The sequence below is a fragment of the Amycolatopsis orientalis DSM 40040 = KCTC 9412 genome, assembly GCF_000478275.1.
GTDB classification, from domain to species: Bacteria; Actinomycetota; Actinomycetes; order Mycobacteriales; family Pseudonocardiaceae; genus Amycolatopsis; species Amycolatopsis orientalis.
The window spans coordinates 141,158-154,965 of the sequence record NZ_ASJB01000030.1 but is presented as its reverse complement, the minus strand read 5'-3'; the positions used below and the strand labels follow the sequence as shown (position 1 = coordinate 154,965).

The following is a 13,808-nucleotide window of genomic DNA, read 5'->3' as shown; positions in this document are numbered from 1 at the left end:
CCGAAGGAGAGCACCATGTTCCGTCTCAGGAGACCGCGCCGGTGGCGTGGCCCGGCGGTGGCCGCCGTCGTCATGGCCCTGTGCGCGGCGAGTGTCGTGGGCCCGGCCGCGTCGCCGGCACTGGCCGCCACCTCGATCACGATCAACGGAGCGTCGGGTGGCCGCACTTTCGACGGCGTCGGGGCGGTCAGCGGCGGCGGCGGGAACAGCCGCCTGCTGATCGACTATCCCGAGCCGCAGCGCGGGCAGATCCTGGACTACCTGTTCAAACCCGCCTACGGCGCGGCCCTGCAGATCCTCAAGGTGGAGATCGGCGGCGACACCAACTCCACCAGCGGGGCCGAACCGAGCCACGCCCACTTCCGCGGCGATCTCGACTGCGACCGCGGTTACGAGTGGTGGATCGCCGAGCAGGCGAAGGCCCGCAATCCCGGAATCAAGCTGGTCGGCCTGCCCTGGGGAGCGCCCGGCTGGATCGGCAACGGGACCTTCCTCTCCAAGGACATGATCGACTACTTGCTGACCTGGCTGAGCTGCGCGAAGAAGCACAACCTGACCATCGACTACCTCACCGCGGCGCAGAACGAAAAGCAGTGGAGTCCTCAGTGGACTGTCGACCTGCGCAACGCGTTGAACGCCAACGGCTACAGCGGCGTCAAGGTGATCGTGGGCGATTCGTGGCCCGGTGACTGGGGTCCGGCGGGCCCGCTCGCGTCGAACCCCGCCTACCGCGACGCGACCGACGTGCTGAGCGCCCACTACACGTGCGGCTACCTCAGCGCGCAGACCTCCTGCCCGGTGCCGGCGAACGCCGCGAACTCCGGCAAGGTGCTCTGGTCGAGCGAGAACGGCTCGCAGGATTACAACGACGGCGCCAAACCGCTGGCCCGCGGCATCAACCGGGTCTACATCGACGGGAAGATGACCGCCTACCTCAACTGGGACCTGATCGCCGCGACCACGCCGAACATCCCCTGGCCGACGGTCGGCCTGATCCTGGCCAACCAGCCGTGGTCCGGCAACTACTCGGTCGGCAAGGACACTTGGGCGCTGGCGCATACGGCGCAGTTCACCGCGCCCGGCTGGAAGTACCTGGACACCTCCAGCGGCTACCTCGGCGGGAACCGGGCCAACGGCAGCTTCGTCTCGATGAAGTCGCCGAACAACTCTGACTACAGCACCATCATCGAGACGATGGACGCCACCTCGGCCCAGACGCTGGACTTCACCGTCGGGGGCGGCCTGTCCACCGGCCCGGTGCGGGTGTGGTCGACCAACCTGAACTCCAACAACCCCGCCGACCACTTCGTGCACAGCGCGGACCTCACCCCGTCGGGCGGCCGGTACTCGCTCACCGTCCAGCCGGGACACCTGTACACCCTCACGACCACGACCGGGCAGGGGAAGGGCACCGCCGTCAGCCCGCCACCCGGCTCGCTCGGCTTGCCCTACAGCGACGGCTTCGACGGCTACGCGCTCGGCAAAGAGGCCAAGTACCTGATGGACATGGAAGGCGCGTTCGAGGTCGCCGGCTGCGGTGCCGGCCGTGCGGGCCGCTGCGTCCGCCAGGCCTCACCGCAGAAGGCCATCCCCTGGAAGACCGAGACGGCCCCGTACGCGTTGCTGGGCAACGTGAACTGGAACAACTACACCGTGTCGGCCGACGTTTTGCTGGAAAAGCCGGGGCACGCCGAACTGATCGGCCGCGCCGGTGGGCAGAAGACGACCGACCAGGGCGCGCTGGCCGCCTACTACTTCAGGGCAGGCGACAACGGCGCGTGGTCGATCCTGCGGAACAACACCGACCGCCAGGTCACGACGTTGCGCAGCGGCACGACCACCGCGCTGGGCACCAACCGCTGGCATACCCTCGCGCTCGGCTTCTCCGGCGGCACCATCACCGCGAGCATCGACGGCGTTGTCGTCGGCACGGTGAACGACACGACGTGGACGGCCGGTCAGGCAGGGCTCGGGACCAGCCAGGGCGAGACGGCGCAGTTCGACAACTTCAGTGTGGTCTCGGCTTCGGGCGGGCAGTCGTCGGCGTTGCGCAACACCGGCTCCGGCCGCTGCCTCGACGTCTTCGGCCAGTCGCAGGCGAACGGCACCCGCACGGTGGTGTGGGACTGCAACGGGGGAGCGAACCAGTGGTGGACGCTGACCGCCGGCAAGCAGTTGCAGGTGTACGGCACCAAATGCCTCGACACGGAAGGGGGCGGCACCGCCCCCGGCACCCGGGTGCGGATCTGGGACTGCGGCGGCGGGGACGGCCAGCAGTGGACCGTCAACGCGGACGGCACGATCACCGGGGCCCGCTCGAAACTGTGTCTCGACGCCGGTGGTGGTGAGAACGGAACGCAGGTGGTACTCGCGGCCTGTACCGGCACGAACGGACAGAAATGGACCCGGAGCTGACCGGGGTCGCGCGAATTCCGTCCATTGTGCACAGAGCGATCGGTGATCAGCTGACGGTTGACACCGCTTCGGACCCTCCTTACCCTCGCCTGGGAGCGCTTCCAGGATAACCGGGAGGGGTGCGCGATGATGCTCGCCTCGGAGCGCCACGGCATCATCCTCGCCGAGCTGCGGCAGCGTGGCACGGTCCGGCTCAGCGACCTGGCCGTCCGGCTCGGCGTTTCCGCCGTGACCGTGCGGCGTGACGTGACCGAGCTGGAGGACCAGGGCCTGTTGGCGAGGGTGCACGGCGGCGCGACGCTGCCGCGTTCCCGTGCGGGACAGCAGAAGAACAACCGCAACGGCGTGCGGCCGTCCGCTGGCGTGGTCGCGCCCGGCACCTTGGTCGGCATGGTGGCGCCGTCGGTGGAGTACTACTGGCCGCCGGTGATCCAGGGCGCGCAGACGACCGTGGCCGCCGCCGGTGGGCGGCTGATCCTGCGCCCGTCGAGCTACGATCCCGCCGAAGATCGCCGCCAGGTGGGCAATCTGCTCGACCGCGGCGTCCACACCCTGCTGATCGCGCCGACGACCAACGGCAGGGCCGGGACGGAGCTGCTCCGCTGGCTGGGCTCACTCGCCGTACCGGTGGTACTGGTCGAACGCCTGCCGCCACAGGAACTCCCGATGCTCGGCCTCGACGCCGCCACGACGGCGCACGCGCTCGGCGCCGGTCTGGCACTGCGCCATCTGATGAGCCTCGGGCACCGGCGAGTCGGGCTGGTGACCTCACGCTCCAGCCCGACCAGGGACGCGCTGCGCCGCGGCTGGCGGGAGGCGGGCTCCTCGCTCGGTCTCGACCCGGGTCATACCGCGGATCTGGATGTCCCGCCGTATGGCTCCGCCGGATGGCCCCACGCCTACGACGAGATGCTCACGCGCCTGCGCGCCGAAGGTGTCACCGCGCTTCTCGTGCATTCCGACCGGGAAGCGATCGGGCTCATCGCGCTGGCCCGGCATCGCGGCATCACCGTGCCGGGAGACCTCGCGATCGTCACCTACGACGACGAGGTCGCCGCCGCCTCCGATCCGCCGTTGACCGCGGTCTGCCCGCAGAAACACCGCCTGGGTGTGCTCGCCGCGGAGCTGGCGCTGGCCCGGGTGGCCGATCGTGGCGACCGGCCGGTCCACCGCGTCCAGCTGTGGCCCACCCTGGTCGTGCGCGAATCGTGCGGAGCACACGCGATCCCCGGGGCGTGCTGACACCGGTCATGGCTCGGTCGACAGTGGACGATAGCTGTGTAACTTGCACGGCTCGTGAATCAAGTATTGACGTGATCACGCGGCGTCCTTACCGTCGGATTTCGAGGTGATGTATGAGACTGTCCCGGTTGATCAAGTCCTGCTCATCGATGAAACTCCTGCTGGCGCTGATGTTGGTGCTGCCGCTCATGGCAGGCACGGCGCTGGTGACGGCCCGTCCGGCCAGTGCCGCGGGATTGACGAAGATCGGTGCCTTCGGCGCCAACCCCACCAACCTGAACATGTATCTGTACGTGCCGGCCACGGTGGCCCCTCGGCCGGCGTTGCTGGTGCTGGTCCACTACTGCGGTGGTTCGGCGGGGGCGATCTTCAACGGCAACGGGCGCGACTACGCGACCGCGGCCGACCGGTACGGCTTCGTCGTGGTGGTGCCGGAGGCCACCCGTGACGGGCACTGCTTCGACGTCTCGACGAAAGCGGCGCTCACCCGCGACGGCGGTGGTGACTCCACGGGCATCATGTCGATGGTGGCCTGGGCGCGGCAGCGCTATCCGGTGGACCCCGGCCGCATCGTGGTCAGCGGCTTCTCGTCCGGCGCCATGATGACGAACGTGCTGGCCGCCGAGTACCCGGACGTGTTCTCCGCCGGAGCGGCGTTTTCCGGAGTACCCGCCGGTTGCTTCGCGACGACCAACGGTTCACTGTGGAACAGCCAGTGCTCGGGCGGGAACGTCATCAAGACCGCGCAGCAGTGGGCCGAGCTGGCTCGTGCCATGTACCCCGGCTACACCGGCGGCTACCCGAGAATGCAGCTGTGGCACGGAAACCAGGACACCACCCTGGCGTACCCCAACTACGGTGAAGAGATCAAGCAGTGGACCGCCCTTCGCGGGCTGAGCCAGACCCCGGCGTTCACCGACCATCCACAACAGACTTGGACACGGACCCGCTACGGCGACACCGGTACTCGTGCCACGGTCGAGGGAATCAGCATCGCGGGCACCGGACACACGTTGCCACAGGCCGGGATGCTCGCGTACGCGATCTCCTTCCTGGGGCTCGACGGCGGCGGTGAGACGACCGGTCCGGTGCGCGCGGTGGCGGCCGGCCGATGCCTGGACGTGCCGGGCCTCTCGCAGGCGAATGGCACGCAAGTGGCGCTGTGGGACTGCAACGGTGGGACGAACCAGCAGTGGACGGCCACTTCCGGCAAACAGCTGCGGGTGTACGGAACCAAGTGCCTCGGTGCCGAGTCCGGAGAGACCGCGCCCGGTACGAAAGCCGTCATCGGTGACTGCACCGGCGCGGATTCCCAGCAGTGGACGTTCGGCGCGGACGGCGCGATCGTCAATGTCCACTCAGGACTGTGCCTGACCGCCTCCGGCGGTGGTGCGGCCAACGGCACCAAAGTGATCACCTGGAGCTGCGACGGCGGCGCCCCGCAGCGCTGGAGCCGCGGCTGAAGTTCTCGGCGCGGGGGAGTCAGGGAAGGGTGGCGACCACGGTGAAACAGGTGTTGTGCAGGAGATAGGAGCCGTCGCGACGCCGGTAGGGCGAGATCGAGCCGGTGATGGTTTCCGCGACCCGCTCCAGGCCGGCGTGGCTGATCGCGGTCGCCGCGGGTCCAGTGGACAGCAGCCCGCGGAGGGCGGTCGTCAGGTCGGGGTACTCCCAGGGGCAGGACAACGTCCGCGCCGGGCCGACGGCCAGGCCTGCGCGCGAGAGCAGCCGCCGCACGGCCGCCGGATCCGTGAGGTCCGCGGCGGGGTCGGCGTGGCGCGGGGCGGGCGGCAGCAGCCCGGCGAGATCGAGGAAGTACGCCATCGCGTCGCAGTCCAGGAGCGGCCCCCAGGCGGTGACGGCGATCCGTCCTCCTGGCCGGGTGACCCGGATCGCCTCCGTGACGACCCTGGCCGGGTGCCGCGCGAAGTGCAGGCTGTTGAACGCCGTCACCGCGGTGAATTCCGCGTCGGGGAAGGGAACGCGTTCCATGTCGCCCACCAGGAACGGCCCGGCCGGGTGGCGGGTGCGGGCGATGTCGACCAGCGCGCGGGAGGCGTCCAGGCCGGTGACGCGGGTGTGGTGTGCCGCGGCCAGCCGGGCGAATCCGCCGGCGCCGCAGCCGAGGTCCAGCAACGAATGTGACGACGAAGCCGGCAGCGCGGTCAGCACAGCCTGCCACGCGGGGTGGATCGTTCGCTCCTGGATCTCCGCCCAGTCCCGCGCGTGGCCGCCCCAGCGCCTTCCCTCCGCGAGCGCCGCGTCCTCAGCCACCGGCGACCGCGGTGAAGAACTCGATCCGGTCGTCGTCCCCCAGCGGCATGGTCTCGTCGGGATGGGGGACCAGTTCGCCGTTGAGGAACACGCGGTGCGCCTTCCGCAGGCTTCCGGTGTTGTCGAGCAGGACTCGGCCCATCGAGGGGAACATGTCGGACAGTTCGGCCAGTGCGCCGGCGAGCGTGGTGGCTTCGACCGACACCGAACGCTTGTTGTCCGCCGTGCGCAGAAGGATGCCTGTGAACTCGAAGTTCATCCTCGGTCTCCGTTCTCGTGGTTCCGGCCCGCTCGCGCGACGACGCCCGCGCCGAGGTTGGTTTCCAGGATGTCGTTGGTTCCCGCGACGAGGGTGAGCCCGCTGAAGTCGCGCATGTACCGGCCCAGGTGCGGGGTGCCGTAGAAGCCGTAGCCGCCCGACACCCGGAACGCCGATTCGAGCACGAAGCGGATCTGCTCGGCCGCGAAATGCTTGGCGGCGGACAGAACCGGGTCGAACACCGGCTCGGCGAGACCGGCGCCGACATGGGTGAGCGCGTGGTAGAGCATCGCCCTGGCCGATTCGATCGCCACGTACATGCGGCCCAGGGTCGCTTCGACGTTCTTGAGCCCGGAGACCGGCTCGCCGTAACGGATACTGGTCGACAACCGTGCCGCGCAGTCCTCCATGACCCGCTGCGCGCGACCGAGCGGCGCGCAGGTGATCCACAGCCGCTGGTTGCTCAGGAACCGTTGCGCGTGCGTGAGACCGTCGCTGGCCTGGAGTATCCGGTCCGCGGGGAGCAGGACGTCCTGGAAGGTGAGCGCCGCCGCTCCGGCCGTGCGCATCCCCAGCGGTTCCGCCGGGGTCACCGTCACACCCGGGTCGTTCCGCTCGACCAGGCAAGCCACCATGTCGCCGGCCTCGTCCAACGGGTAGGTCAGGAAGACGTCACTCATCATCCCGGCCGTCACGTAGGACTTGTAGCCGGACAAGGTGAAGTCGTCGCCTTTGGGCCGCAGTACGGTCCGGAACGACCACGCGTCCGCGTCCTCCGTGTAGGCGATGCCCGCGCCGATGGTTCCCCTGCCGATGGGGACGGCGTATTTCCCGATCAGGTCGGTGCGACCGGATTCGTGCACGAACCGGGCGATGTCGATGGTGTGATTGATGATCATCGGAAGCGCCGAGTCCAGGCATCGGTAGCCGATCTGTTCGAGCACCATGCCCCAGGTCAGGACATCGACACCTTCGCCGCCGATTTCCGGGTCCAGCGACAGCCCGTGCAGCCCGGCCGCCGCGAGCGCGTCCAGCAGCGCGGCCGGAGGTGGCTGTCGTGCCTCGTCCCGCTCGACGACGGTGCCGCTGACTTCGTCGAGCAAGCTTCCCCACCGGGTGTCGACCAGCTCGGAGATCTCGGCCTGTCGGGCGGAAAGGTCACGCACAGCGTTACCTCCAGCAGCGGTTCGAGGGTCGCTGTCAGTACAGCTTTCGGCCGCTGTGGTGCGCCAGATGGTCCGCGCGTGCCGGATGTTGAACGTGTTGAACGAGCACTCCGGACTGCTGGCGGAAGCCGAACGGCGGCTCCGAGTGTCCATAAGGGACGCTTATACCCTCACACCTTCCGCAGTACATGATGGCCCCCTTCCTCATGAGGGAGTCCCATGCCTGTCGCCAGGTAGTGAAGGCCTCCTTCGCTACCTTGAGGGTAGGTAAGGGGCCCTTCACGGCAGCGAGCCTTTCGAGGTGCCAGAGGAAACCGCAGCCGTAGGGGAGGCCGGTGGCTCAGCGCGTGCCGTGCAGCAGGACCGGCAGCACCCGGTGTCCGTTGGAAATAAAAGACTCGAGATGCCGCAGTTCCGCCGGGGAGGTCGCGAGTGTCATGTCCGGGAAACGCTCGAACAGGGCGGGCAACGCGATCGCCGCCTCCATCCGCGCCAACGGGGCGCCGAGACAGTGATGTACTCCGTGGCCGAACGCGATATGCGATTTGTCGGCGCGGGTGACGTCGAAAGCGTCGGCGTCTTTCCCGTGCAGCGCCGGGTCCCGGCCTGCGGCGGCGTAGCCCGCCAGGATCGCCTCGCCCTTCCGGATGACGACATCGGCGACGTGGATGTCGTCGACGGCGTAACGCAGCGGCAGGTGCGCCACCGGTGCCTGCCAGCGCAGCGTCTCTTCGATCGCGTCCGGCCAGGACACGCGGCCGGCACGGATCCCGGCGAGTTGCTCCGGATGGGTGAGCAGTGCGGTGATGGCCTGGTCGAGAAGGTTGACGGTGGTTTCGTGACCGGCGGAGATGAACAGGATCAGGGTGTCGATCAGTTCGGTCTCGTCCAGCCGGGCACCGTCGTCCTGGCTCTGCGCGGCGATGAGCGCGGTGGTGAGGTCCTCGCCGGGGTTCGCGCGCTTGGCGGCGACGAGGTCGGTGAAGATCGAGTGGATGTCCTGGTACGCGGCCAGCATCGCCGCCTGGCTCGCCGAGGTCTGGAAGAAGACGTCGACCGACTCGCGTAGCCTGGGGCGGACCGAGTCCGGAACGCCGAACAGCTGGCAGATCACCTCGATCGGCACCGGGTAGGCGAAACTCTCCCGCAGGTCGACGGGTTCGCCCTCGGGTTCGGCCGCGAGCTTCTCGAGCAGGTCGGAGACGATCGCGGTGATCCAGGGCCGCAGCATCGCGATCCGGCGCGCGGTGAACGCCTGTGCGACGAGCGAGCGCAGCCGCCTGTGGTCGGCGCCGTAAGCGGTGAACATGTTCCGCACCGAAACCCAGACCAGCAACGGCCAATCCGCGCTGATGTCGGCGAACGCCGGCCAGTGCCGCCGGGCGTCCTTCGACACCCGCGGATCGTTGAGCAGACCGCGCAGCAGTTCGTAGCCCGTCACCGACCAGGCCACGACACCGCCTGGCAGTTCCACCCGGGTGAGCGGGCCGCGTTCGCGCAGCCGTTCGTTCTCTGCGTGGATGTCGTGGCCGTTCGGGTCCAGCACCAGCGGACGCGTCACCGGGGACCATCCTTTCGTCGGGAAAGAGGTGATCTCAGCGTGTCAGCAAGGACCGCCGCCAGGGTACCGGCCAACCGGTGACGAACCGGTCTTGATCCGGCCGGGGGGACGATGGCGATGGCGAGCCGGACCGCCCTTCGATTGTCGTGGGCGGAATGCCGTAAGGGGATTCGAGGATTTGGTCCATCAAAGGGTACTGCTCCCTGCGAAGTATGATGCGCGCGAGTGAACCGTCTCGACAGCGGGACGAGCCGGAGCGGATGATCGAATGCGCGCGGCACCCTGCAGGCAAAGCCCTTGTTGCGCTCAGTTCCCTGTTCCCATCATTTGGCGAAAAGGAAACCCATGCATGACGATGATGAGCCGGTAGGCCGGGTGCTCGGCAGGCGGCAGGCGTTGATTCTGCTCGGCGCCGCCGGTGCGACACTCGCCGCCGCCGGATCCGCTACGGCGAGCGCGACCCCCTCCACCGCGGGCACACCCGAGGTGTGCGCGCTGGACTGTGTGGTCAAGCCAGAGCAAATGGAGGGGCCGTACTTCGTCGACGAGCGGCTCAACCGCTCCGATATCCGCAGCGAACCGGCCACCGGACAGCTGGTTCCCGGCACCGCGCTGGCGCTCAATTTCACTGTTCAGCAAATTCGACAGCAGCAGTGCACGCCACTGCCGGGGGCGATGATCGACCTCTGGCAGTGCGACGCGTTCGGCCTGTACTCCGACATTCCGTCTCAGGGCAGTTCCGGCCGTCGTTTCCTGCGCGGTTACCAGAACACCGACCAATCCGGGGTGGCTCGGTTCACCACCATTCTGCCGGGTTGGTATTCGGGGCGCACACTGCATATCCACATCAAGATACGCACCGTCGGAACCAACGGCCGCCCGTACGAGTTCACCTCGCAGCTTTACTTCACGCCCGAGTTCGGCGCGGCCTATCTGCGGACCGATCCGTACCGGCGGAAAGGGCCGGCCGACACGACCAACAACCGGGACTCGATCTATCGCAGTGGCGGCTCCCAGATGCTGCTGCGTCCCCAGCAGGCCGGAAACGGCTACACGGCGGACTTCGCGATCGGTCTCGACCTGTCGAACACCCAGGTCGGCAGGCCCGACTAGCGGGCCGGATCCGATCACCGCGTGACCGACCGGCACCCTGACGGTGCCGGTCGGTCACGCGCAGGGGAGCAGGGAAGTCCCTGGCAGGTAGCGGTTCCGCTCGTCGTCGGTCAGCAGACGCCGGGCCAGCCGGCAGGCGCGGTCCAGCCAAGCTCCTTTGCCGAACGGCCACTCGACGACGGCCGTCCCGTTGGCCGCGACGAGGTTCGCGCCGTCCGGCGAGGGCGCGAGCGACCAGACGTAGCCGGAGCCGGACTCCAGTGGGCGCCCGATCTGGAGGCCGCTCCCGACGTCCCACAGCCGGAGCGTCCCGTCCTGGCTTCCGGAGGCCAGCGTCGTGCCATCGGGTGAATAGGCCAGGGCCAAGACCATGTCCGTATGGCCCTGCAGCGTGCTTTTCGTCGAGCCGTCGGCCACCGTCCAAAGACGGATGGCCCGGTCGTCGCTGCCACTGGCGAGGGTCAGCCCGTCGGGGCTGAACGCGATGCTCGTGACCGGCAGGGCGTGCCCGGTGAAGGTCAGGACATCCCGGAACCTTTCGCCCTTGTCGGCGACACCGGAAGCGACGGCGACCTTGTTCCCGTCCGCGCTCAGGGCGATCGCCGACACGGAACCCTTCGTCGCGGTGACCGCGGTGCCCGGCCGCTCCGACAGCGTCGTGATCGTCCCGGTGGCCGGGTCGAGTTCGTAGAGGGTTCCGCGGTCGGTGCCCACCACGATCGCTCCCGTCGGCCGCCAGGCGAGACCGGCGACGGAGCCTTCGAAAGTAGGAGTGTCCACTGTGGATCCGTTGCGGGTCACCCTGACGACACCGTCCGCGCCTCCCGAAGCGACGGCGCCATCGGCGTTGCGCGCGACCGCTTGGAGGGGCCCGGCCGCCTGGGCGAGCGGGGCACCGGCGGGGGACCGCCTGCCGGTGAGGCCCCACGAGATCACCCGGCCGTCCTGATCGGCTCCCACCACGAAGTCGCCTCCGCTGCCGAGCGCGACGACACGGTCGAGGCCGGGCCGGGTGGGTTCGACGGCCAGCGGCCCCGGGGCGAGACGCCAGGAGGTGATCGTGCCGGTGTCCGAACCGACGAACACCGTTTCGCCGTCACCGGATGCGCAAACTTCCGGGTGCTCGCGGTGATTCTTTTACCGATCGCGACGAAGGGACGAACATGTCCCGACGGCGGCCGTCGAGTGCACGGTCGTAACAACTTCCGGTCTTCTCACGCCATACCGGGCAGCTGTCGTGTTTCCTTTCCGGTCCCTGCGCAGGAGGAGTTCGTGTGATGAGTTCTCGACGTCCGCTGTTCCCACGAAGATCACGACGTGCGCTGGCGATGGGTGTGGTCGGTCCGCTCGTCGGCGCCCTCGCGGTCGCGGTCGCCGCCGCGGCGCCCGCCACGGCCGCGGTACCCACCGGTTTCACCGACACGGTGGCGATCGGCGGGCTCAGCTCGCCGACGGCCACCGCGTTCGCGCCGGACGGCCGTGTCTTCGTCGCGGAGAAGAGCGGCGTGGTCAAGGTCTTCGACTCGCTCGCCGATCCGACGGCGACGGTCTTCGCCGATCTGCGCCCGCAGACCCAGGATTTCTGGGACCGCGGCCTGCTCGGGCTGGCCGTCGACCCCGCTTTCCCTGCCAGGCCTTACGTCTACGTCTCCTACACGCTCGACGCGTTGCCCGGCGGAACCCCGCCGCAATGGGGTGACGCCTGCCCGACCCCGCCGGGTGCCACCGCCAAGGGCTGTGTCGTCACCGGCCGCGTCTCCCGGCTGACCATGGGCTCGGCCGGTGTCGCGGTCAGCGAGAAACCTCTGGTCACGGGTTGGTGCCAGCAGTTCCCCAGCCATTCGGTCGGTGCGCTGGCGTTCGGGCCGGACGGCGCTCTGTACGCGGGCGGCGGCGACGGCGCCAGCTTCAACTTCGCCGACTACGGCCAGGTCGAGAACCCGTGCGCCGATCCGCCCTCGGCCGCGGGGACCAACCTCACGCCCCCGGCGGCCGAGGGCGGCGCGCTGCGTTCGCAGTCACCGCGACGGCCCGCCGGGGAGCCGGTCCTGCTCAACGGAACGTTGCTGCGCCTGGATCCCGATACCGGCGAAGGCCTACCTGACAACCCCTTCGCGAGCAGCGCCGACGCCAACGCGCGGCGCGTGATCGCCTACGGCGCGCGGAACCAGTTCCGGTTCGGCTTCCGGCCGGGCACCGGCGAGCTCTGGGCGGGTGACGTCGGCTGGAACACCTGGGAGGAGATCAACCGCGTCGCCGATGTCCGGGACGCTGTGGTGGAGAACTTCGGCTGGCCCTGTTTCGAGGGCGCCGCCAGGCAGGCCGGATACGACGGCGCGAACCTCGACATGTGCGAGTCCCTGTACGCCGCGGGCGGACAGGCGGCGCCGTACTACGCCTACAACCACGGCGCCAAGGTGGTCGCGACCGATCCCTGTCCCACCGGCGGTTCGTCGATCAGCGGCATCGCCTTCGAGTCCGGGAGCAACTATCCCGCGGAGTACTCCGGCGCGCTGTTCTTCGCCGACTCCTCGCGGGGGTGCATCTGGGCCATGCAGACCGTCGGCGGGCTGCCGAGCGCGAGCCGTCTGGTGCCGTTCGTGACCGGCGTCGCCACCCCCGTGCAGGTCCTCACCGGTCCGGGCGGCGATCTGTTCTACGTCGCGCTGGGCAGCGGCGAACTCCACCGGGTGAGCCGTCCCGGCGGTGACAACCGGCCACCGACCGCGGTGGCGACGGCGACCCCGTCGAGCGGTCCGGCGCCGCTGACGGTCGAGTTCGACGGCACCGGGTCCACCGATCCCGACACCGGGGACACGCTGTCCTACGCCTGGGACCTCGACGGTGACGGCGCCTACGACGACTCTTCGGCCGCGCGCCCCGGCTGGACCTACACCGCGGCCGCCGCCGTCGACGTCGGGCTGCGGATCACCGACTCCCACGGCGCGAGCGCGACCACGTCGGTGCGGGTGACCGTCGGGAACCCCGAGGGTCTCGATCCGGTGCCGGTCATCGACAGCCCGGTCGGCACGCTGACGTGGTCGGTCGGCCAGACCGTGGAGTTCTCCGGCCGCGCCGTCGACGCCCAGGATGGCACGCTCCCGCCTATGGCGCTGTCGTGGCGGCTCGCGATCCGGCACTGCGCGGCCAACGGGACCTGCCATACGCACAACGTGCAGGAGTTCCCCGGCGTCGCGGCCGGCTCGTTCATCGCACCGGACCACGAGTACCCGTCCTATCTGCAACTGATCCTGACGGCGACCGACTCCACCGGCCGCACCGGCAGCAAGACCGTCGACCTCCAGCCGAAGACGGTGTCGCTGAACTTCACCTCCAACCCGAGTCAGGCGCTGCTCACGGTCGGCGGGACGCAGGAGCGCACGCCGTTCTCCCGGACGGTGATCGCCGGATCCACCAACTCGATCAGCGCGGACAGCCCGCAGAAGCTGCCGCCGCTCAACCTGAAGTACGCCTTCACCGACTGGGCGCACGGCGGCGCGAGGACGCAGAACATCGTCGCGCCGGGGGCGTCCACGACGTATCGGGCGAACTACCGGCTCTGCTGGCTTTTGCGGCCCTGCTGAAACCGTCACCTTCGAACGCCGTGACCAGGCCGCGAGCTGGTCGTGAGTGGTAATGACGGTTCTAACCGTCATTACCACTCACGAGACCAGACCTGAGTAACCCGGACCACTGGGCATGAGTGGTCCGGGTTACTCCGAACGGACCTGACATCCGAGACGGCCGGTGAATATGTTGCGGCTAACAACAAATCCTG

General features: G+C 69.0%; 10 protein-coding genes. 5 read left to right on the top strand and 5 right to left on the bottom strand.

Annotation, left to right across the window (positions count from 1 at the left end):
- Positions 1–15 precede the first annotated feature (15 nt).
- From L324_RS09095 to L324_RS09085, 3 genes are all read left to right on the top strand, one after another.
- On the top strand, positions 16–2,415 hold the full coding sequence (locus tag L324_RS09095) for a ricin-type beta-trefoil lectin domain protein (protein WP_081736252.1): 2,400 nt from the start codon (positions 16–18) through the stop codon (positions 2,413–2,415).
- Positions 2,416–2,541: 126 nt separating this feature from the next.
- Positions 2,542–3,657, top strand: a complete 1,116-nt coding sequence (locus L324_RS09090) for a substrate-binding domain-containing protein (protein ID WP_037305639.1) — start codon at positions 2,542–2,544, stop codon at positions 3,655–3,657.
- Between the two features lie 113 nt (positions 3,658–3,770).
- Positions 3,771–5,120, top strand: a complete 1,350-nt coding sequence (locus L324_RS09085; RefSeq protein WP_438938445.1) for an extracellular catalytic domain type 1 short-chain-length polyhydroxyalkanoate depolymerase — start codon at positions 3,771–3,773, stop codon at positions 5,118–5,120.
- A gap of 19 nt (positions 5,121–5,139) precedes the next feature.
- Here L324_RS09085 and L324_RS09080 read toward each other — a convergent pair whose 3' ends face one another.
- The 4 genes from L324_RS09080 to L324_RS09065 form a co-directional block, all read right to left on the bottom strand.
- A complete protein-coding gene (locus L324_RS09080) occupies positions 5,140–5,931 on the bottom strand; it encodes a class I SAM-dependent methyltransferase (RefSeq protein WP_037305637.1) in 792 nt (263 codons plus the stop codon).
- Positions 5,924–6,190, bottom strand: coding sequence for a MoaD/ThiS family protein (locus L324_RS09075; RefSeq protein ID WP_037305635.1), 267 nt, complete (start codon positions 6,188–6,190; stop codon positions 5,924–5,926). Before L324_RS09075 ends, L324_RS09080 begins: the two co-directional genes overlap by 8 nt.
- The gene (locus L324_RS09070; protein WP_051173780.1) at positions 6,187–7,356 is read right to left on the bottom strand and encodes an acyl-CoA dehydrogenase family protein; all 1,170 of its coding nucleotides are present in this window, start codon (positions 7,354–7,356) and stop codon (positions 6,187–6,189) included. Before L324_RS09070 ends, L324_RS09075 begins: the two co-directional genes overlap by 4 nt.
- 340 nt (positions 7,357–7,696) lie before the next feature.
- Positions 7,697–8,917 (bottom strand): cytochrome P450 family protein, encoded by a 1,221-nt coding sequence (locus L324_RS09065; protein ID WP_037305633.1) that lies wholly within the window; start codon positions 8,915–8,917, stop codon positions 7,697–7,699.
- A gap of 345 nt (positions 8,918–9,262) precedes the next feature.
- Here L324_RS09065 and L324_RS09060 point away from each other — a divergent pair, with 345 nt between their 5' ends.
- Positions 9,263–10,030, top strand: a complete 768-nt coding sequence (locus tag L324_RS09060) for a dioxygenase family protein (RefSeq protein WP_037305632.1) — start codon at positions 9,263–9,265, stop codon at positions 10,028–10,030.
- A gap of 54 nt (positions 10,031–10,084) precedes the next feature.
- Here L324_RS09060 and L324_RS09055 read toward each other — a convergent pair whose 3' ends face one another.
- On the bottom strand, positions 10,085–11,116 hold the full coding sequence (locus L324_RS09055; protein WP_037305631.1) for a WD40 repeat domain-containing protein: 1,032 nt from the start codon (positions 11,114–11,116) through the stop codon (positions 10,085–10,087).
- Between the two features lie 191 nt (positions 11,117–11,307).
- On the opposite strand from L324_RS09055, the gene L324_RS09050 reads away from it, so the two are divergent.
- On the top strand, positions 11,308–13,614 hold the full coding sequence (locus L324_RS09050; protein ID WP_235783462.1) for a PQQ-dependent sugar dehydrogenase: 2,307 nt from the start codon (positions 11,308–11,310) through the stop codon (positions 13,612–13,614).
- The last annotated feature ends 194 nt before the right edge of the window (positions 13,615–13,808 follow it).

Coding starts and splice junctions, on each gene's coding strand:
- L324_RS09095 (WP_081736252.1), top strand. CDS start 16: ATGTTCCGTCTCAGGAGACCGCGCCGGTGGCGTGGCCCGGCGGTGGCC.
- L324_RS09090 (WP_037305639.1), top strand. CDS start 2,542: ATGATGCTCGCCTCGGAGCGCCACGGCATCATCCTCGCCGAGCTGCGG.
- L324_RS09085 (WP_438938445.1), top strand. CDS start 3,771: ATGAGACTGTCCCGGTTGATCAAGTCCTGCTCATCGATGAAACTCCTG.
- L324_RS09075 (WP_037305635.1), bottom strand. CDS start 6,190: ATGAACTTCGAGTTCACAGGCATCCTTCTGCGCACGGCGGACAACAAG.
- L324_RS09060 (WP_037305632.1), top strand. CDS start 9,263: ATGCATGACGATGATGAGCCGGTAGGCCGGGTGCTCGGCAGGCGGCAG.
- L324_RS09050 (WP_235783462.1), top strand. CDS start 11,308: ATGAGTTCTCGACGTCCGCTGTTCCCACGAAGATCACGACGTGCGCTG.